Source organism: Nocardioides sp. Root140 (assembly GCF_001426745.1).
Lineage (GTDB): Bacteria > Actinomycetota > Actinomycetes > Propionibacteriales > Nocardioidaceae > Nocardioides.
In genome coordinates, this window is the sequence record NZ_LMFI01000010.1 from 1,395,497 (window position 1) to 1,414,499 (window position 19,003).

Here is a 19,003-nt window from a genome sequence, read left to right on the forward strand (position 1 = left end):
CCGACGGCACGCAGACAGTCGCGATCGCGGGCTGTACTTGGCTGTCTTGGGCATCTTCGGTTTCACCTTGGGCCACGGGACGCCCTGCCGCTTGACGAACCGGCGCATCCCCGCGGGCGTGACGTCGGATGCCCTCACACTCCCCGTGCCGCAGCGACCGTAGGGTGTCCTAGGCAGCGCTGAACTGCCGCGCGGGATGGCTACGCGCGACTCTCCGGCCGCGCGGTACAGGCCGCCACCGAGAACTCCGCCGAGATCGCCCTACCTGGACAGGAAGCGCGGAGAGCTGGTCTGACCCGGCCGCTCAGCGACCGGTCTCGCTCCTGTCGCCCCTATGGGAGGACTGGTCCCCTCCTGAGTGGGGACGCGAGGACACCCGTTCGTGTGATGACAATTTGGGGAACGACACGGAGGCTCCGGGCACCGATGAGGCGTGTCCTGCCGTGATGAGCACCGACACGGAAGAGGCACGAGGCATGAGCAGGCCATTTCGGCGCACACCCGGCTCGGTCGAGAGCACTCCTCCCGAAGTGCCTGACACGACAGGCTCGGCACTGGGGCGACGGCGATTCGTCGGCCTCCTGCTGGCCGCGCCGACACTCACCGTCACGGCCCGCCTCCTCGGCGACGTGGCCACTGCCCCGCCTGCGTCGGCGAGCGGGGGCGGCCTGGTCGTGCCGACCCCTGACGGGCCCGCCGACATCTTCGACGTGAGTGACGCACAGATGCTCACGGTCCTCCCGACCGCCAGTCTGATCCACCTGACGCTGGACACCGCCGGCGTCGCACACTTCGCCCTCCACCGCTCCGAGAACGGCCAAGGCATCACCACGTCGACGGCAATGTTGATCGCCGACGAGCTGGACATGCCCATCCAGGACGTGAGCGTCACACTCGCCGACGCGCGCCCCGAGCTGCTGATGAACCAGTTCACCGGTGGCTCCAACAGCACCATGTCGACGTACCGGCCGATCCGGACGATGGCAGCTGCGGCGCGAAAGCGCCTCGTCGAGACCGCTGCCAGGCGCACCGGACACTCCGCATCGACCCTGCGCACCGCGGACGGACACGTGGTCTGCCCCGACGGTTCGAGGATCGCCTACGGCGACCTCGCCGTGGATGCCGCCGTCGACGAGGACACCCCGCTGGTCGCACCCCTAAAGCCCCTGTCGGAGCTCACGATGGTCGGCCAGCCGAAGGGACGCACGGACGCCCATGCCTCCGTCACCGGCACCAAGGAGTTCGCCATGGACCTGAAGGTCCCCGGCGCTCTGCCGACGATGGTCTGCCGGGCACCGCGCCTGAACGGCAAGCCGATCCGCTTGCTCAACCACGACGAGGTCAAGGCCATGCCCGGGGTCACGCACGTGGCGTTGGTCAGCACCGGCATCGCCATCCGTGCCCGCACCTTCGGGCAATGCATCGACGCCATCCGTGTGGTGCGCGCGGAATGGACCGAGGGCACCGCCGGCCGCAAGTCGGACGCCGACGTGCTGGCCGACCTGCGCAAGGCCGAGATCCCGCTGCTCGTGCCCAAGGTGCCGGTGCTGGCACAGACGGTCGAGACCGACTTCACGTTCCGATTCGCGAGCAACGCCGCATTGGAGACCAACTGCGCCATCGCCGACGTACGCAGTGACCGGGCGGAGGTTTGGTCGGGCCTGCAAGTGCCGCTCGTGGCCCGCAAGGACATCGCCGAAAAGGTGGGGCTTCCCGAGAAAGCGGTGGCCGTGCACGTCACGCTGGGAGGCGGGGCCTTCGGGCGCAAGGCCTTCTCCGACGCCGCGATCGAGGCCGCCGAGGTCTCGAAGGAGATGGGCGTGCCGGTCAAGCTCATGTGGCACCGGGTGGACGACGCCCGCGTAGGTCGGGTCCACCCCATGGCCACCTCCCGGATCCGGGCAACGGTCCTGGCCGGCAGCGTCCTCACTTGGGATCAGCGACACACCAGCGTGGCCACCGACTTCACGCACGGGTTCGGCGACGTCCTCACCGCGGCTGCTGCGGAACTCCCTGTCGTGGACCTCGGCTTCTCCGAGACGGTCTACGCACTGACCCAGGGAACGCACTACAACTTCGGAGTCACGACGAACCTGCTCAACGAGGTCGACCACGGATTCAACACGGGCTCGATGCGCGGCATCTACTCACCGAACGCGGCAACCGCGCGCGAGCTCACGGTCGACAAGATCGCCCATCTGGTCAACTCCGACCCCTATCAGTTCCGCCGCAAGTTCATCCGCCGCGCGCGCGGACGGGCGGTGCTCGACAAAGTTGCCCAGGTGGGCAGTTGGGGGCGGCAGATGCCGGCCGGGACGGCCCAGGGCATCGCGGTACACGAGGAGTATCACGGCTTCAGCGCCTGCCTGGTTGAGATCGACTGCCGTCCTGAGACGGTCAGTCGTGAGGTCCCCGAGGCGGTCACGGGGCCTCGGGTGACCAAGGTCGTGTTCGCCATCGACGTCGGGCTGGTGATCAACCCGCGCGGGCTCGAAGCCCAGATGATGGGCGGAATCATGGACGGCCTCGCGATGACCCTCACCTCGAGCATGCACCTCGAGGACGGTCACTTCCTCGAGGCCAGTTGGGACAACTACGCCTACACCCGCCAGTGGAACGCCCCACCCCAACTCGAGATCATCGTGATGCCCTCGACGACCGAGGAACCCGGCGGCGCCGGCGAGTTCCCGGTCGCCACCAGCGCCGCGGCCGTGGCGACGGCGTACGCCCGGGCGACTGGAACGCTGCCGACGGAGTTCCCGGTCAACCACAGTGCACCGCTCTTCTTCACCCCGAAGTCGTTCGAGCCACCGTTGCCGGCATCGCCCACCGACGGTCTCTCCCACACCTACTGAGGATGCCGACATGCCCACCCACACCTTCAAGGTCAACGGCGAGACCGTCACCGTCGACGTCGAGGACGACGTACGCCTCCTCTGGGTGCTGCGCGACATTCTCGGCATCACCGGGCCCAAGTATGGCTGCGGGATCAACGTCTGCAAGGCCTGCACCAGCCACGTCAACGGCAAGGCCTTCAACCCGTGCTCGGTCCCGGTCGGGGCGCTGGAGGACGACGACGAGATCACCACCATCGAGGGACTTCCGGCAACGGTGGGCAAGGACCTGCACCCGATGCAGGAAGCCTGGATCGACCGTGACGTCGCCCAGTGCGGCTACTGCCAGCCCGGCCAGATCATGGCTGCGGTCGCCCTGGTGAAGAAGGTACGCAGCGAGAGTCGCTCCATCACCGATGCCGACCTCGATGGCATCCGCAACATCTGCCGGTGCGGGACCTACGTGAGGATCCGCGAGGCGATCAGGGCCGGCGCGGCGCAGATGTGACCCAGCGGCCGGTCAGAGCACCTTGGACAGGAACCCTTGCGTGCGCTCGTGCTGGGGGTTGGCCAGCACTTCCGCCGGAACGCCCTCCTCGAGGATCACACCGCCGTCCATGAACACCAGCTTGTTGCCGACCTCGCGGGCGAAGCCCATCTCGTGGGTCACGACCATCATCGTCATGCCCTCCGAGGCGAGGTCCTTCATCACCTGCAGCACGTCGCCGACCAGCTCCGGGTCGAGCGCCGACGTGGGCTCGTCGAAGAGCATCATGTCGGGCTCCATCGACAGGGCCCGGGCAATCGCCACGCGCTGCGACTGACCACCCGACAGGTGCGCCGGGTAGGCGTCCTCCTTCTCGGACAGTCCCACCTTGGCCAGGTTGGCCCGCGCGATCTCGACCGACTCGGACTTCGACCGCCCCTTGACCCGCTGCTGGGCGATGCAGAGGTTCCTCAGCACCGTCATGTGCGGGAAGAGGTTGAACGACTGGAACACCATGCCGATCCGCGAGCGGAGCTTGTCGACGTCCGCGTCGGGGTCGGTGATCTCGTCGCCCTCGACGAAGATCTTGCCGCTGGTCGGAGTCTCCAGCATGTTCACGCAGCGCAGCAGGGTGGACTTGCCCGAGCCAGACGGCCCGATCACGCAGACCACCTCGCCGACACCGACGTGGAAGTCGATCCCCTTGAGGACCTCGTTGCTGCCGAAGTACTTGTGCAGTTGTTGTACGTCGATCGCGGCCGTGCTGCGGTCACTCGGGACGTGTGGCTCGCCCGTGCTCCAGGTGGTCATCAGCGGGCCCTCTCAGACTTGGCTTCCATGCGGCGTACGACGATCGACAACGGCACCGTGATGAGCAGGTAGCAGAGCCCCACCACGATGATCGGGGTCAGGTTGGCCGCGCTGTTCATGCCCTCGCGACCCCACTTGGTGAGGTCGTACTCGTCGAGCGAGAGGCCGAGGATGTAGATCAGTGAGGAGTCCTTGGTCAACAGGATCAGCTCGTTGGTCAGCGGCGGCAGGATGATCCGGAACGCCTGCGGGATCACGATCGAGATCATCGCCCGCGAGTGCGACATGCCCAGGGAGCGGGCGGCTTCCATCTGGCCCTTCGGCACGGCCTGGATGCCGGCCCGGATCGTCTCCGCCATGTAGGCGCCACCGACGAGGCCGAGAGCCAGGGTGGCGACACCGAGGCCGCCACCGGGGATCTCGTAGTCGGGGAACGCACGCGAGAAGCCGGGGCCCAGGGCGAGGAACACGACGAGTGCAGGCAGACCGCGGAAGAGCTCAATGATCGCGGTGGAGAGCCAGCGCCACGGGCCGATGCTCGAGAGCCGCATCAGGGCGAGCACGAGACCCAGCAGCAGGCCGAAGACGAACCCGCACGCGGTGTAGATGATCGTGTTCTTCAGTGCCGTCTTCAAGATGTCGGGGAACTGCTCCCTGACCAGGTCGGGCTTGAAGAACGAGTCCCGCAGTGACGCCCAGTCCGCCGCGAAGGCGATGACGGCCACGACGAGGACGATCAGGGCGTACTGCGCGTAGCGGAGATAGGCCGCGCGCTTGCGCTTGCTCAGCGCCATTGGAAACTCCCGTCAGGCCGCGCGGAGTGCACGACCGTGGTCCGGAGGGACACGGATCGAGGCATCACCCGGCGGTGCCGAACCACTTCTCCTTGAGCTTGTCCATCTCCGCCTTGTCGGCGATCGCCTCGTTGATCGCCTTGAGCAGCTCGGGGTTGTCATCCTTCGCCACCGAGAAGCCGTACTTCTCACCGGTCGCGAACTCCTTGCTCACCTCGACGCCGTCGTTCTGCGCGACGTAGTAGTTGACCAGGCCGTTGTCGTTGACCCCTGCGTCGGCGTCACCGCTGTTCACGGCTTCCATCATCAGGACCGAGTCCTCGTAGGAGACCTTCTCGGCGCCCTTCGGGAGGTTCTCCTCGACGTAGGTCTCACCGGTGGTGCCCTCCTGGACGGCGATCCGCTTGCCGGCCAGGTCGGAGAGGTCGGAGTAGCCCGAGCCCTTCTTGACCAGCATCGCCTGGGTGGCCTCGAAGTACGGGTTGCTGAAGTCCATCACCTTGACCCGTTCGGGCTTGATCGTCATCGCGCCGGTGGCCACGTCGCAGTCGCCGTTGTCGAGCGCGTTGCCCGAGACGATGGTCTCCCAGGGTGTGTCGATGACCTTCGTCTTGAGGTCCTCGTTCTTCGCCACGAGCTTGAGCACGTCGATGTCGAAGCCGACGACCTCGCCCTTCTCGGTGAACTCGAACGGCTCGTAGGGCAGGTGGGTGCAGATGGTCAACGTGCCCTTCTCGACCACCTTCACCCCCGACTCGGTGGTCGTCGTGTCCTTGTCCTTGGCACAGGCGGAGACGGAGAGGGCGAGGATGGCGACGGCCAGGGCAGCGGGCACGGTGCGAAGGTTCATGCCCAGCACCATAGACCGGATCACCCTCGAGATGCAGGCCGCGACCTCACCACGTCGGGCCGGCGATTCGCGATGAGTCCGGCTGTCATCACCGGTCTGTCCACACGCTGCCCGTTGCATCCGCTGACTGAAGGAGTCGCCATGCCTCGCACCAGGGTCCACAACCTGAACATCTCCCTCGACGGCTATTCCGCCGGCGACCACGTGAAACTCGACGCCCCGATCGGTGGCGCGGAACAGCTCTTCTCGCGCTTCGACGGCAGGGCCATCCACGGCGTCGACCAGGTGGACTCGCCCTTCACCTTCGACCATGCCCTGACCAGCACGTGGGGTCAGGGCGTCGGCGCCGAGATCATGGGGCGACGCAAGTTCGGCCCGCAGGTCGGCGAGTGGCCCGATGACGGGTGGCGGGGTTGGTGGGGCGATGAGCCGCCGTTCCGGACACCGGTGTTCGTCCTGACCCATCATCCCCACCCGACGATCGACTTCCCCAACGGGACGAGCTTCCGTTTCGTGGACGGTACGCCGGAGGAGGTGCTTCACCTGGCCCAGGAGGCCGCCGGCGGTGGCGACGTCCGCATCGGTGGTGGGCCCTCGACCGTCCGGCAGTTCCTCCAGGCGGGGCTGATCGACTTCATGCACCTGGTGATCGTGCCGATCACCCTCGGCAAGGGTGTGTCGATCTGGGAGGGGACGAGCGGCATCGAGGATGCCTTCACGGTCGAGTCGATCACCTCTCCCAGTGGGCTGGTCCACCAGTTCTGGAACCTGCGTCGTTGACCCGTTCGGGCAACTCGAGCATTTCCGGGTCGCCCCGGTACTCCCGCGGAGAGCGCCGACTCCTTGTGGGTATTGACCGTGCGACGCACGCGAAGGATGCGCGCCGGTCCGATCCGGAGCGAGGAACCCATGACTCACACGCCTGACCACGACTCGGCGTACGACGCGATCCAGTGCATCGTCCCGCCGTACATGCTCGAACAGCTCGCCCGCAACGGCACCGACGCGCAGCGGGCCTGGGCCCGCGAGGCTCTGGCGGTGACCGCACGGGCCAGGGAGCTGCGTTCGACCCGCGGCCTCCGAGGCACCGCCCGACGCACCAGGGAGGCGCGCGCGGAGCTTGCCGCGGCCGCACCCATCCGCAAACACCGCTTGATCCACGATGCCGGCCACGACACCGACCTGCCCGGCCAGCTGGTCCGCAAGGAGGGTGACGCGGCCACCGGCGACGTCGACGTGGACCGCATCTATGACGGGCTGGGCGCGACGTGGGACCTCTACTTCGACCTGTTCGGTCGCAACTCCTACGACGACGACGGCGCCAGCCTCATCGGCACCGCCCACTACGACAACAACTTCGGCAACGCCTTCTGGGACGGCGAGCAGATGGTGTTCGGCGACGGCGACGGGCTGCTCTTCGTCTCCATGACCGCCGCCGTCGACGTGATGGCCCACGAGCTCAGCCACGCGGTCACCGAGCACGAGTCCGACCTGGAGTACGAGAACCAGTCCGGCGCCCTCAACGAGCACCTCTCCGACGTGTTCGGCTCGCTGGTCAAGCAGCGGCTGGCCGGCGACACCGCGGCCACCGCCGACTGGCTGATCGGCGAGGGCCTCCTCGGGCCCACGATCAACGGGGTCGCCCTGCGGTCGATGATCGCGCCCGGCACGGCGTACGACGACCCGGTGCTGGGCACCGACCCGCAGCCGGCCCACATGGACGACTTCGTGGTCACCACCAGCGACAACGGTGGCGTGCACATCAACTCCGGCATCCCGAACCGCGCGTTCGCCCTCTTCGCGCAGGCACTCGGCGGCAACGCGTGGGACCAGGCCGGCCGGGTCTGGTACGCCACCGCGACCGACGACGCCCTCGACTCGAACGCCCGCTTCGACCGTTTCGCCGCCCTCACCGCCGACCACGCGTTCGCGCTGTTCGGCCACGACGTGGCTGCCGCGTGCGTCACGGCGTGGGCGACGGTAGGGATCGGCGTGCCGTGGAACCGGCACGTGGACCGCACGGCGCAGCACCGCGCGGCGGGTTCGTCCTCGACCCCCGCGGGCGTGGTGGTGACCGGGCTGAAGACCCAGAACGTCGCCTTCCGCGACGACGACGGGCACCTGCACGAGCTCTGGCGCGACGCCGCCGCCGGCACCGGGACGTCCGACCTGACCGCCCTCGCCGGTGCCCGCGACGCCACCGGTGAACCGCGGGCGTACGTCGACCAGGGCCGCAGCACGGTGATCCTGCCGTTCCGCGCGAACAACGCCTCTGTCCGTTCCCTCTACTGGTCCACCGGCGCGGTCGGTCAGGACGACCTGTCCGGCACCGCCGGGTCTCCGTCCGCGGCGGGGAACCCGATCGGCTACCACCACGCCGAGTCCGACACCCACCACGTGGTCTACCGCGGTGGAGACGGGCACCTCCACGAGCTGTTCTGGGTCGGGGTGGCGCCGGTGAACTACGGCGGCAACCTGACCGGCACGATCGGCGCGCCGAAAGCGGCCGGCGACCCGGCGCCGTACGTCACACCGGACGGCACCAACATCGTCGTCTACCGGGCCGTCGACGGCCGGATCCTCAGCGTCTACTGGAAGGACGGTCCGAGCGGTCTCGACGACCTGTCCGGCACCGCGGGGACGCCGAAGGCCGCGAGTGACCCGGTGGCCTACTACGTGCCGCAGACCGACACCCACCAGGTCGTCTATCGGGGCGTCGACGGACACGTGTACGAGCTCTACTGGGTCGGTGCCGCGCCCGTGTCGGGCTGGAACGTGACCGCGTCGGCGGGGGCGCCGCTCGCCACCGGCCGACCGACCACCGTCCACTGGGGCGCCCGGAACGTGAAGAGCGTCGTCTACCGCCGCTCCGACGGCCACCTGCATGAAGTGTGGTGGACCCCGGGCCAGGCGCCCGGCCACGGCGACGTCACGGCCAACTCCGCGGCCCCGCCCTCGGCATCGGACCCGTTCATGTTCATCGACGACGTCGCCGGCTCGGGCCACCTGGTCTTCCGCTCAGGTGACTCCCACGTCCACGAGATCTCCTGGAGGTAGGCGCCCTTCCGCCGTACGGCCCCTCCCTTCCAAGGTATAGCGAAGTGGGGGGCTTGCGGCAAGGCCCCGGTGGTGCCGCACACTGTCCGCTCGGCGCCCACGGTGGTCGCCGAGGAGGGGGCAGGAATGACTGACGTGATCGTGGCCGGCGGCGGCCCGACGGGCATGATGCTGGGCGCCGAGCTCACCTTGGCGGGCGTCGACGTGACGGTCGTGGAGCGCAGGCCGAGCGCCGAGCTGGTGGGCTCGCGGGCCGGCGGGTTCCATGCGCGGACGATCGAGGTCCTCGACCAACGCGGCATCGCGGGTCGATTCCTGGAAGCCGGCAAGACCTATCAAGGTGCTGCGGCCGGCAGCGCGATGTTCGACGTCAGCGACTTCCCGACCCGCCACCCCTACACGTTGGGGCTGTGGCAGAACCACATCGAGCGCATCCTCGCCGAGTGGGTCGACGAGCTCGGGGTCAAGGTCGAGCGGGGTCGCCAGGTCACCGGCTTCGTCCAGGACGCCGACGGGGTGGACGTGCGGCTGGCCGACGGCGCGACCGTGCGGGCGTCGTACCTCGTCGGGGCCGACGGTGGGCGCAGCGTGGTCCGCAAGGCCGCGGGCATCGACTTCCCCGGCTCGGAGGCCACGCAGACCAAGCTGATCGCCGAGGTCGAGGTCGGCGAGCAACCGCCGGTCGGCGTACGCACGGACGAGAGCGGCATCCACGGGCTCCAGGTGATGGAGGACGGGCGCACCTTCCGGGTGATCACCACCGAGCACCAGATGGGGCCCGCCACGGAGCCGACCCTGGACGACCTGAGGGCCGCGCTGCACCGAGTCTTCGGCACCGACTTCGGCGTGCACAGCCCGACCTGGATCTCGCGGTTCTCCGACGCCACGCGCCAGGCGGCGTCGTACCGCGAGGGGCGGGTGCTGCTGGCCGGGGACGCCGCGCACATCCACTATCCCGCAGGCGGGCAGGGCATCGGCCTCGGCGTCCAGGATGCCGTGAACCTCGGCTGGAAGCTCGCCCAGGTGGTCAAGGGCGTCTCGCCGGAGAGCCTGCTCGACACCTACCGGGCCGAGCGGCACCCGGCGACCGCCCGTGCGCTGAAGCAGACCATGGTGATGGGACTCCTCCAGCAGCAGGACGCGCGCCACGTCGCGGTGAACGACCTGATGGACGAGTTCGTGGCGATGGACGAACCGCGCCGGCACGTCGCCGGACTGCTCTCCGGTCTCGACGTCCACTACGACCTCGGGGACGGGCACCCGCTGCTCGGTCGGCGGATGCCCGACCTCGACCTCGAGACTCCCGACGGACCGGTCCGGGTCTTCGAGCTGCTGCACGCCGCCCGGCCGGTGCTCCTCGACCTCGGGACCCCGGGCGGCGTCGACCTCGGTCCCTGGGCCGACCGTGTGCGCCTGGTCGTTGCCGAGAGCAGCGGCCCGTGGGAGCTGCCGGTGATCGGTGAGGTGACGCCGCCGAGCGGTGTGCTGATCCGGCCGGACGGCCACGTTGCTTGGGTGGGTGGCGGGATGGGGGCCGCGGGTGGCGGGATGGAGGCCGTGGGTGGCGGGACGGAGGCCGTGGGTGGCGGGACGGAGGCCGTGGGTGGCGGGACGGAGGCCGTGGGTGGCGGGACGGACGCGGGTCTGCACGACTCACTGACGCGGTGGTGCGGTCCGGCCTGACGTGTCGCAGGGTGCTGCGGCGCAGCGGCGCCCGACCGAGCTGCCGGGCGCGTGAGACCCCGCTCGTTCCCATCGCTGTGTCAGCCTGTAGCGGACCACCCACACGCCCCCAAGGCAATGAGGTTGCTTCCATGTCGGACTCACTCACCAGTGCTGCAGAAGAGCTGATCGCGCGCGGGGTCACCCTCGGCGGGCCCCGCAAGAGCTTCGCCCATGCCGGGCGCAAGCAGCTGATGACCCTGCTCCACCACGGCCTGAACCCCGATTCCAAGGTGCTCGACATCGGCTGCGGTTCACTGCGCGCCGGCCACTGGCTGGTCCGGCTCCTGGACCCCGGCTGCTACTACGGCATCGAGCCCAACCGCGAGATGCTCGAGGCAGGGGTCGACGTACTCCTCGGTCCCGAGATGGTCGCTGCCAAGCGGCCGACCTTCTCGCACCGCGACGACTTCTCGATGGCGCACTTCAACGAGACATTCGACTTCTATGTCGCGCGCTCGATCTGGAGCCACGCGTCGAAGCCCCAGATCGAGGTGATGCTCGACGGCTTCGTGGCCACGTCGGCGCCGAACGCGACGTTCATGGCGTCGTACTACCCGGCCTCTGCCGAGCGCCCCGACTACGACGGCGACGAGTGGTTGGGGCGGAGCCACGAGTCGGACGAGTCCGGCACCATCGCCCACGACTTCGGATGGATCACCAAGGCGTGCGAGGCGCGCGGCCTGGTGGCAGGCGAGGCGCGGAACCCGGCCCTGAACTTCGGAGCCCAGACCTGGCTCAGGGTCCGGCACGCTCGCTGAGTCCGGGCGAGCCCTCATGATTCCGGGGTGACAGGGGGCGATCCCTGATGCCGGCGCTCGACGGCGCCGACGAGGCTGGAACGCATGAGAACTCGTCTCGGAATCTTCCTGTCCCTGTGGAGCTTCGGCTTCGCCTGCGTGCACGTCGCCTGGGCCTCCGGGTGGCGCGGCGGCCTCGACTCGCAGTTCGCGCCGATCAGCGAACGCCCGTGGTTCCTCGCCTACGACCTGCTCGCGGGCTTCCTGATGTACGGCGCCGCGGTCGTCGCCTGGATGCTGGCCCACGGAGGTCTCCCGAAACGTCTCACCCGCAGGCTCACCCTCCTGACGATGGTGGGCTCCGGTCTGGCCCTGGGACGCGGGGTGCCAGCGCTGGTGTGGGACGCCGCGGCCGGGGAGACCGGCTTCGTCAGCCTCGGTGCCGACATCTGGTTCACCCTGGCCGGGTTGACGGGTGTGGCCCTCGCGGTCGTCGTACGCCGGGAGGTCCCGCAGGCGTTCGCACGTGACCAGCAGCGCTCCTCGGCATCCCGGGGTGCGCCCGCGAACTGACACGCGTCGGGCGGCTTGCCCTCAGCGACGTGCCTCGAACAGGTGACGAGTCGAGTGCGCGACGAACGGCTCGCGTCGCGGAGCCGGGCGTCGAGGGCGCGCAGGCGGTCGTCGTACGACGCGACGGAGAAGTCGGGCACCCACCACACGCACTTGCGCAACCGTTTTCACCGGGCACGACGACGAGGGTGATGAGTTCTCAGCGCCGGACCCGTCACACCTGTGACAGGGACACGACGAGGCAGAAGGATGCCGTGATGAGTGTGGACACGGGACTGAAGGAGATCGGCATGGGCGAACCGGGCGGGACAGCTCTGGACGAGATCGACGAGCCGGCGTTCACGAGGCTGGCGGAACGGCACCGGCGAGAGCTGCACGTGCACTGCTACCGGATGCTCGGTTCGTTCCAGGACGCCGAGGACACCGTGCAGGAGACGTTCCTCCGAGCCTGGCGACGCAGGGAGACGTTCGAGGGCCGGTCGACGTTACGGGCGTGGCTCTACAAGATCGCCACCAACGCCTGCCTCGACCTCCTGGCCAAGCGCCGCCCGGCGGCCGCGACCGGCGGCGAGGTGCTGTGGCTCCAGCCCTACCCGGACCGGCTGCTCGACGAGCTGCGTGCGGACGACGCGGACGAGCCCGAGGTCGTCGCCGTCGCGCGAGAGACGATCGAGCTGGCCTACCTGGTCGCCGTACAGCACCTCACGCCGCGGCCGAGGGCCGTACTGATCCTGCGCGACGTGCTCGGCTGGCCGGCCAAGGACGTCGCGAAGCTCCTCGGCGACTCCGTCAACTCCGTGAACAGCGCGCTTCAGCGGGCCCGGGCCGGCATGCGGGCGCACCTTCCCGCCGACCGGCAGGACTGGACCGGGGGCGAGGAGGACACCGGGACGCGCGAGCTGGTGCGCCGCTTCACCGAGGCCAGCGTGGCCACCGACATCGAGGCGCTCACAGCCATGCTCCGCGACGACGTCCGCTGCTCGATGCCGCCCACCCCGGGCCTGTACGTCGGCCGCGACGCGGTGGTGAGCAACTGGGTCGAGGACGGGTTCGAGGGCATGACCGGCCTGCGCGGTGTGCCCACGTCCGTGAACCGCCAGCCGGCCGTGGCCTTCTACGAGTGGCGGGAATCGGAGGGCGCCTACCTGCCGCTGACGATCGACGTGCTGCGCATCACCGGCGGGGAGATCACCGAGATCTTCACCTTCCACGACGACCAGTTCCCGCAGCTCGGGCTGGCGGAGCGGTTGCCGTCGGACGACGAACCGAACACCGGCGGGCTGTCATGAACGGCGTGCAGGACCCTGGGCTCGACGCGGGGTTGCAGCCGGGACGGACTGACCGCACGAGAGGGCTCCGTCGGCTGGCCGGCACCGGACTCGTCGCCACGCTGTTGGCGGTGGCGGCCACCACCCTGGCCGCCGCACTCGCCCGGGCCTTGGGCGTCGACTTCGAGATCCACGACGGTGGCGAGACGATCCCGTTGTCCGGGGTCGCCGCGGTGACCGGTGCGTTCTCGCTCGTGGGTGTGGTCATCGCGGCCGCTCTTCTGCGTGTGAGCGCGCGTCCCGCAGAGTCGTTCATGGGAACCGCCGTGTCGCTGACCTTGGTCTCGATGGTCCCGCCGTTCCTCTCCGGGGGCTCGACCGGCACGATCGTCGCCCTCGTCGTCCTGCACCTCGTCGCGGCGACCGTGATGATCCCCGGTCTGGTGCGGGGGCTCCGCCCGCGCAACGTCTGAGGCCGCCGCCGGAGGGCCGGGACCGATCAGCGGAGAGCGGCCTCGAGCAACGCCGACAGATGCGGATGGGCCAGGGCGAGCGCGGCCGTCTCGGCGTGGTTGAGCCACGCCAGGGCGTCGTGCTCGGTCGGGTCGGTGTTGGTCGGCTCCCCACTCCACGAGTCGATGACCCAGACGTCCATCCGGAAGTCATTGCCCTGGATGTGCGCCAACGGGTCCCCGGTGACCACGGCCTCGACGCCGAGCTCCTCAGCCAGTTCCCGGCGCAGCGCCTGCTGAGGCGTCTCGCCCTGCTCGACGTGACCGCCGGGCAGGTCCCAGCAATCGGGGTACCAACGACGCGCCGGGGTGCGGTGCACCAACAGGCCGCGACCCCCACGGCGTAGAAGCCCGCACACGATCCGATGGAGGTCGTCGTGGCTCGAGTCGGCAGCGTGGTTCGTCACGCTGCCACGCTACCGATGGCCCGGGCGGTCATGGCTGCCGGATCGTGCCGCTCTCGGCGGATCCGCTGAGGGCAGATCCGCTGTGGGCGGCACGCCCTTCTGTCACCGTGTCGCCGGAGCCACGCTCGGAGCATGACCGAAGAACACCGACCCCTCGTCCTGGGCAAGCGCACCGCCGAAGACCTGCTCCGGCGACGCATCCTGCTCCTCGACTCCCCACTCGACGACGAGATCGGCGCCATGCTCTGCGCCCAGCTCGTGCTCCTCTCGACAGACGACCCGACCACCGACATCAGCCTCTGGATCAACTCCCCCGGCGGCTCGGTGACCGCCATGCTGGCCATCGCGGACACCATGCGCCTGGTCCCGAACGACGTCTCCACCGTCGTGCTGGGCATGGCCTACAGCGCCGGCCAGTTCCTGCTGTGCTGCGGCGCCGAGGGCAAGCGGTACGCCCTGCCACACGCCAAGGTGCTGCTCCACCAGGGCTCTTCCGGCATCGGCGGCAATGCCGTCGACATCGAGCTGCAGGCCGAGGACCTGCGCCACATGCGCGACACCGTGATCGGGATCGTCGCCGAGCGCACCGGCAAGTCCCCCGAGCAGGTCTTCGAGGACTCCTTGCGCGACCACGTCTTCACTGCGGAGGAGGCCCGGGACTACGGCTGCCTCGACCACCTGGTGACGGACCTCGGCCAGATCCGCCCACGCGTCCGTCGTACGACGGGGCTGCGACCGACCGACCCGACCGAGGAGGACGGCCAGTGAGCACCTACACGATCCCCAACGTGGTCAGCCGTACGCCGCGAGGCGAGAAGGTGATGGACGTCTACAGCCGCCTCCTCGAGGAGCGGATCGTCTATCTGGGCACGGAGATCGACGACGGGGTGGCCAACGCCCTGATCGCGCAGATCCTGCACCTGGAGGCCGAGAACCCCGAAGCCCCGATCAACCTCTACATCAACTCGGCGGGCGGCTCGATCACCGCGACCTTCGCGCTCTACGACACCATCCGCTTCTGCCGGGTGCCGGTGGCGACCACCTGCGTCGGACAGGCCTTCTCCAGTACGGCGCTCCTGCTCGCAGCCGGCGAACCGGGGCAGCGGACCGTGCTGCCGCACGCCCGGGTGATGCTGCATCAGCCGTCGGGCCAGGGCCGCGGCACCATCCCGGACCTGATCCTGGCCGCGGACGAGATCCTGCGGGTGCGCGAGGAGATGGAACAGGCGCTGGCCGAGCACACCGGTCAGGATGCCGAGACACTGCGGCGCGACACCGACCGCGACCGCATCTTCCGCGCTGAGGAAGCCGTCGCCTACGGACTGGCCGACGAGGTGATCAGTCGCAGGTGACCGGGCTCGAGGGACCGGGCGCAGGTCAGGCGGCCAGGGCCAGGGGTCCGCGGAGGGCCCCGACGTCCTGCCGGATCGAGGCCGTTCCGATCGGGCCGGCCGGTACGACGTACAACCGGCGCGCGGCCGCGACGGCCAGGTCGCGCAGGGTGAGGTCGAGTGCACCGGCCACCGCGGAGAGCACCTCGGAGGAGGGGTCCTTGCGACCACGTTCGACCTCGGAGAGGTACTGGGTCGAGATGCCGGCGCGGCTGGCGGTCTCGCTCAGCTTCTCCCCACGCATGTGTCGACGCTCGCGGAGCAGCTCGCCGGTCACCTCGCGCCACAGCGGTTCGGGGGTGCGGGGTTCATGGGTGCGCGGGTCGGCGGTGCGGGGTCCCGGCGCGCGCACGTCGGGGCGGTCGGACGGCGTACGCAGCGGCAACAGGTGACCCATGTCGCGATGCTAGCCACTGCCTCCGCGCACCCTGCCCGGGTTCTGCTCAGGGCAGAACGCGCTCACCATCAACGTGATGAGCGACGTGGCCAGTCCCCGCGGGCCGTGCCATCGCACAAGAGTGGGTCTGCGGGAGGATTGGCCGCCGCAGTTCGGGGAACGTTGCCCGATGACCACACATGACCGGAGGGCAACAGACAGATGGCAGACGACGACTTCCTCGACGTGATCGAGACCGAGGTGAGCCGCGACCCGCAGAACCTCGCGCTGCGTGAGGACTTCATCACCCTGCTGCTGCAGGCAGACCCGGACCGCGCCGCCGACGAGCTGACCACGTTCGAGGCCAGTGGGGGCGACCCGGCCCGCGTGCGCGTGTTGCGGGCCCGGGTGATGGCGGCCCGGATCCGGGGCGGCGCCATGGCACCGCCCAGCGAGCCGGCTGCACCTGCTCCGATCCCGGTTCCTTCGACGGCCGACCTCGATGACGAGACGGCGGAGGAACCCGGCATGTGGGACGCCGAGCGACCGGCCGTGACGCTGGCCGACGTCGCCGGCCTCACCGAGGTCAAGCAGCATCTCGACGCCACGTTCCTCGCCCCGCTGCGCAACCCCGAACTTGCTGCGGCCTTCGGACAGACGCCCGGCGGCTCCCTGCTCATGTATGGCCCTCCGGGCTGCGGCAAGACCTTCATCGCGCGCGCGATCGCGGGTGACCTCGGGGCCTCCTTCATCCACGTGACCCTTGCCGACCTGTTGAGCAAGTGGATCGGGGACAGCGAGAAGGCGATCCAGAGCGTCTTCCGGAATGCGCGGGCGGCCGCGCCCTGCGTGATCTTCTTCGACGAGTTCGACGCGCTCGGTGGGCGGCGTACGTCCGGCGGCGGCGGCTCGCAGTCGATGCGGATGATCGTGACGCAGTTGCTCGAGGAGCTCGACGGTGTGTCGAGCCAGAACGACGGCGTCTACTTCCTGGCGGCGACCAACCGGCCATGGGACATCGACCCCGCCCTTCGCCGCCCCGGTCGCATCGACAAGACCGTGCTCGTGCTGCCGCCCGACACGGTCGCCAGGGCCGCGATCCTCCAGGGCGACCTCAAGGACAAGCCGACCGACGGCGTCGACGTGGCCAAGGTGGCCGCCGCGACCGAGGGCTTCTCGGGCGCCGACATCGCGTCCGTGGTGAAGGTGGCCCTGCAACAGGCACTCAGCGCGTCGATGCGGGCAGGCAGCGTCTGCCCGGTGACGACCGACGCGCTACTGGCCGCGGCATCCGAGGTCACGCCGTCGACGACGGCGTGGTTCGACCAGGTGGCACCGGTTCTCGAGTACGGCGTCGACGACGGCACGTTCGACCAGGTGCGGGCCTACCGAGTGAAGCGAGGAATGCGATGAAGTGGCGCAAGAAGGACGGCGCGACCGTCGACCCGATCGAGCGGGACGTCGACCTGGCCTGGGAGCTGTTCGAGGCTCAGCCGACGCACCCCGAGATCGCCCGCCTCGCCTCGCGCGTGCTGGCACAACAGCCGGGTCGCAACGGCACCCGAATCCTGCTCGCCCTTCACCTCAAGGAGTGCGGTGAGACTGACGAGGCCCGCAAGCTGCTGCTGCAGGTGGCCGGTCAGCGCGACCGGTTCTTCGGTGACGTCGTCCGCAAGCTGCGCGACCTCGAGCAGTACGAGTGCAACTACGACGAGGCCCGCAAGTGGGCCGAGATCGCGCTCCGCGAGGACCAGGAGTCCTGGCTCGACGTGATGGAGCTCGGTGCCGCCACGGCGATGTCCGGGGACCTCGAGGCCGGCTGGCGGCTGCTCGACGAGGGCACCGCGATGTGCGGTCGCACCAACGCCGAGCTGCTGCCCGATGCCTTGGTCAAGCGCGCGATCAACCTGTTGCAGAGCTGGGCACCGCCGGAGCGCTTCATCCCGGCCGCCGAAGAGGCGATCCGGGCAGACGCGTCCTCCGAGTTCATCGGCGGACCGCTGGCCTGGTCCTATGTGCACGAGGGGCGCTTCGACGAAGCCGAGGAACTCTCCCTGCGTCTGCTCCGCGCCGATCCGATGGACGGCGTGGCCGAGAGCGTGCTCACCCTGATCCGTAAGTGGCGCGCCATCGTCGACAAGGGTGAGGTCACGCTCGCCGAGATCCACGCGTCCGGCGTGATCGACATGGCCTGGACCCAGATGCGCGACCAGCTGCTCGGCACCGACATCGACTCTTCGTTGGCAGCGCTCGATCCGGTGCTGCCCGCCGAACTCGCCGCCGCACTGCGCCCGCCTCTCGACGAGCAGGGCGCTCGCGAGTCCGCGGGCGAACGCGAGATCGCCGCCTGGCACGACGGCCAGGAGCCGGGCACCGGCGCATTGTGGGGAGTCGAGGGCGACTTCCGGCTGATGTCGAGCGCTGAGATCGACGCGATGGACGAAGCCATCGAGGCGGACCCCGAGGCCTGGCCGCAGTGGCAGGCTGATGAGATCGCCGAGTACTTCTCGCAGGTGATGACCGACGACAACGGCGGCTACCTGATCGCGACCATCGACAGCGTCGTGGTCCGCCGTGCCGGTGTCGACGACGTCACGGTCGCACCCAAGCTGGCCGACTGGTTCTGGGATCGCGTTGCAGCCTTCGGTGGCCGTGACCCGCGGCCGCTGGCTCGACCCGAGGCGGGACCGTCCACGGAGGAGCCCGTGGACGACGTGGAACCGACGGCTCCCCCGCTCGACCCGAGCCCGGAGGTGCTGGCCGAGCTCGACCGGCTCAACGCCGCCTGCCTGGCCGCGCCGAGTGCCGTCGAGCCCCAGGTGGAGCTGTGGAAGGCAGTGTCGGCACTTGACCGCTGGGTGTTCATCAACCGCGGTACGCCGGAACAGCCGCGGCCCTACGCACTCACGTCACCGGACGGCCCGATGCTGGCCGTCTTCAGCAGCGCCACCCGGGCACAGGTCGCCGCCGACTCCGGCGGTCTGGTTGCCGAGGGCGCCTCCGTCCCCCTGCTCGCCGTACCCCTGCCCGCAGCGCTCGACTGGGCGATGTCGTTCGGCCAGAGTGGCGTCGTCGGGGTGACCATCGACCACCCGCAGATCGGCGCCTGGTGTCCCATGCCGAACCTGGCTCCCCTGCGTCAGATGCGCGAGCAGCCGTAGGCGAGGCGTGATCGGCGCTGG

At 69.4% G+C, this 19,003-nt stretch carries 18 protein-coding genes; 13 read left to right on the forward strand and 5 right to left on the reverse strand.

The genetic code is table 11. From position 1 onward, the window contains the following. Window positions 1–530: 530 nt before the first annotated feature. A complete protein-coding gene (locus ASD30_RS16995) occupies window positions 531–2,855 on the forward strand; it encodes a molybdopterin cofactor-binding domain-containing protein (protein ID WP_235530143.1) in 2,325 nt (774 codons plus the stop codon). A 10-nt stretch (window positions 2,856–2,865) separates the two neighbouring features. Beyond that, window positions 2,866–3,342, forward strand: coding sequence for a (2Fe-2S)-binding protein (locus tag ASD30_RS17000; RefSeq protein WP_056683954.1), 477 nt, complete (start codon window positions 2,866–2,868; stop codon window positions 3,340–3,342). A gap of 12 nt (window positions 3,343–3,354) precedes the next feature. Here the strand turns inward: ASD30_RS17000 and ASD30_RS17005 are convergent, their stop codons facing one another. The 3 genes from ASD30_RS17005 to ASD30_RS17015 form a co-directional block, all read right to left on the reverse strand. Then, window positions 3,355–4,131, reverse strand: a complete 777-nt coding sequence (locus ASD30_RS17005) for an amino acid ABC transporter ATP-binding protein (protein ID WP_056683957.1) — start codon at window positions 4,129–4,131, stop codon at window positions 3,355–3,357. Next, entirely contained in the window at window positions 4,131–4,925 is a 795-nt protein-coding gene (locus ASD30_RS17010) for an amino acid ABC transporter permease (protein WP_056683960.1), read from the reverse strand. Before ASD30_RS17010 ends, ASD30_RS17005 begins: the two co-directional genes overlap by 1 nt. A 64-nt stretch (window positions 4,926–4,989) precedes the next feature. Further along, entirely contained in the window at window positions 4,990–5,775 is a 786-nt protein-coding gene (locus ASD30_RS17015) for an ABC transporter substrate-binding protein (RefSeq protein WP_056685184.1), read from the reverse strand. Window positions 5,776–5,916: 141 nt separating this feature from the next. Between ASD30_RS17015 and ASD30_RS17020 the strand changes: the two genes are divergently transcribed. The 7 genes from ASD30_RS17020 to ASD30_RS17050 all read left to right on the forward strand — a co-directional run bounded on the left by ASD30_RS17020 (window position 5,917) and on the right by ASD30_RS17050 (window position 13,608). After that, the gene (locus ASD30_RS17020; protein ID WP_056683963.1) at window positions 5,917–6,555 is read left to right on the forward strand and encodes a dihydrofolate reductase family protein; all 639 of its coding nucleotides are present in this window, start codon (window positions 5,917–5,919) and stop codon (window positions 6,553–6,555) included. A gap of 129 nt (window positions 6,556–6,684) precedes the next feature. Then, entirely contained in the window at window positions 6,685–8,832 is a 2,148-nt protein-coding gene (locus ASD30_RS26125) for a M4 family metallopeptidase (protein WP_082563896.1), read from the forward strand. Window positions 8,833–8,958: 126 nt separating this feature from the next. Then, the gene (locus tag ASD30_RS17030; protein ID WP_056683966.1) at window positions 8,959–10,515 is read left to right on the forward strand and encodes an FAD-dependent monooxygenase; all 1,557 of its coding nucleotides are present in this window, start codon (window positions 8,959–8,961) and stop codon (window positions 10,513–10,515) included. 131 nt (window positions 10,516–10,646) lie between these two features. After that, window positions 10,647–11,315 carry a methyltransferase gene (locus ASD30_RS17035; protein WP_056683969.1) on the forward strand — a complete coding sequence of 223 codons (669 nt, stop codon included), beginning with the start codon at window positions 10,647–10,649 and terminating at the stop codon, window positions 11,313–11,315. A gap of 84 nt (window positions 11,316–11,399) precedes the next feature. Beyond that, entirely contained in the window at window positions 11,400–11,867 is a 468-nt protein-coding gene (locus ASD30_RS17040) for a hypothetical protein (protein ID WP_056683972.1), read from the forward strand. A gap of 257 nt (window positions 11,868–12,124) precedes the next feature. Then, window positions 12,125–13,156: an RNA polymerase subunit sigma-70 gene (locus tag ASD30_RS17045; protein ID WP_056683985.1), complete on the forward strand. Its 1,032-nt coding sequence runs from the start codon at window positions 12,125–12,127 to the stop codon at window positions 13,154–13,156. Then, entirely contained in the window at window positions 13,153–13,608 is a 456-nt protein-coding gene (locus ASD30_RS17050) for a DUF6069 family protein (RefSeq protein WP_056683988.1), read from the forward strand. The genes ASD30_RS17045 and ASD30_RS17050 overlap by 4 nt, the downstream gene beginning before the upstream one ends. Window positions 13,609–13,634: 26 nt before the next feature. Here ASD30_RS17050 and ASD30_RS17055 read toward each other — a convergent pair whose 3' ends face one another. After that, complete coding sequence (locus ASD30_RS17055; protein WP_056683991.1) at window positions 13,635–14,054, reverse strand: NUDIX domain-containing protein; 420 nt, start codon at window positions 14,052–14,054, stop codon at window positions 13,635–13,637. Window positions 14,055–14,186: 132 nt separating this feature from the next. Between ASD30_RS17055 and ASD30_RS17060 the strand changes: the two genes are divergently transcribed. Together ASD30_RS17060 and ASD30_RS17065 are read left to right on the forward strand one after the other, a co-directional pair. After that, entirely contained in the window at window positions 14,187–14,822 is a 636-nt protein-coding gene (locus ASD30_RS17060; RefSeq protein WP_056683996.1) for a ClpP family protease, read from the forward strand. Continuing rightward, window positions 14,819–15,406 (forward strand): ClpP family protease, encoded by a 588-nt coding sequence (locus tag ASD30_RS17065; RefSeq protein WP_056683998.1) that lies wholly within the window; start codon window positions 14,819–14,821, stop codon window positions 15,404–15,406. Before ASD30_RS17060 ends, ASD30_RS17065 begins: the two co-directional genes overlap by 4 nt. Before the next feature lie 25 nt (window positions 15,407–15,431). Here the strand turns inward: ASD30_RS17065 and ASD30_RS17070 are convergent, their stop codons facing one another. Further along, a complete protein-coding gene (locus ASD30_RS17070; RefSeq protein WP_082563897.1) occupies window positions 15,432–15,842 on the reverse strand; it encodes a helix-turn-helix domain-containing protein in 411 nt (136 codons plus the stop codon). 201 nt (window positions 15,843–16,043) lie between these two features. Between ASD30_RS17070 and ASD30_RS17075 the strand changes: the two genes are divergently transcribed. Then, window positions 16,044–17,234 (forward strand): ATP-binding protein, encoded by a 1,191-nt coding sequence (locus ASD30_RS17075; protein WP_056684001.1) that lies wholly within the window; start codon window positions 16,044–16,046, stop codon window positions 17,232–17,234. After that, on the forward strand, window positions 17,231–18,982 hold the full coding sequence (locus tag ASD30_RS27230; RefSeq protein WP_200951167.1) for a tetratricopeptide repeat protein: 1,752 nt from the start codon (window positions 17,231–17,233) through the stop codon (window positions 18,980–18,982). The genes ASD30_RS17075 and ASD30_RS27230 overlap by 4 nt, the downstream gene beginning before the upstream one ends. The last annotated feature ends 21 nt before the right edge of the window (window positions 18,983–19,003 follow it).

Excerpts from the sequence above, each read along its gene's own strand:
- ASD30_RS17015 (WP_056685184.1), bottom strand. The coding sequence starts at position 5,775 with ATGAACCTTCGCACCGTGCCCGCTGCCCTGGCCGTCGCCATCCTCGCC.
- ASD30_RS17045 (WP_056683985.1), top strand. The coding sequence starts at position 12,125 with ATGAGTGTGGACACGGGACTGAAGGAGATCGGCATGGGCGAACCGGGC.
- ASD30_RS17010 (WP_056683960.1), bottom strand. The coding sequence starts at position 4,925 with ATGGCGCTGAGCAAGCGCAAGCGCGCGGCCTATCTCCGCTACGCGCAG.
- ASD30_RS17030 (WP_056683966.1), top strand. The coding sequence starts at position 8,959 with ATGACTGACGTGATCGTGGCCGGCGGCGGCCCGACGGGCATGATGCTG.
- ASD30_RS17050 (WP_056683988.1), top strand. The coding sequence starts at position 13,153 with ATGAACGGCGTGCAGGACCCTGGGCTCGACGCGGGGTTGCAGCCGGGA.
- ASD30_RS17000 (WP_056683954.1), top strand. The coding sequence starts at position 2,866 with ATGCCCACCCACACCTTCAAGGTCAACGGCGAGACCGTCACCGTCGAC.
- ASD30_RS17040 (WP_056683972.1), top strand. The coding sequence starts at position 11,400 with ATGAGAACTCGTCTCGGAATCTTCCTGTCCCTGTGGAGCTTCGGCTTC.
- ASD30_RS17060 (WP_056683996.1), top strand. The coding sequence starts at position 14,187 with ATGACCGAAGAACACCGACCCCTCGTCCTGGGCAAGCGCACCGCCGAA.
- ASD30_RS17020 (WP_056683963.1), top strand. The coding sequence starts at position 5,917 with ATGCCTCGCACCAGGGTCCACAACCTGAACATCTCCCTCGACGGCTAT.
- ASD30_RS17035 (WP_056683969.1), top strand. The coding sequence starts at position 10,647 with ATGTCGGACTCACTCACCAGTGCTGCAGAAGAGCTGATCGCGCGCGGG.
- ASD30_RS27230 (WP_200951167.1), top strand. The coding sequence starts at position 17,231 with ATGAAGTGGCGCAAGAAGGACGGCGCGACCGTCGACCCGATCGAGCGG.
- ASD30_RS17075 (WP_056684001.1), top strand. The coding sequence starts at position 16,044 with ATGGCAGACGACGACTTCCTCGACGTGATCGAGACCGAGGTGAGCCGC.
- ASD30_RS17070 (WP_082563897.1), bottom strand. The coding sequence starts at position 15,842 with ATGGGTCACCTGTTGCCGCTGCGTACGCCGTCCGACCGCCCCGACGTG.
- ASD30_RS26125 (WP_082563896.1), top strand. The coding sequence starts at position 6,685 with ATGACTCACACGCCTGACCACGACTCGGCGTACGACGCGATCCAGTGC.
- ASD30_RS17005 (WP_056683957.1), bottom strand. The coding sequence starts at position 4,131 with ATGACCACCTGGAGCACGGGCGAGCCACACGTCCCGAGTGACCGCAGC.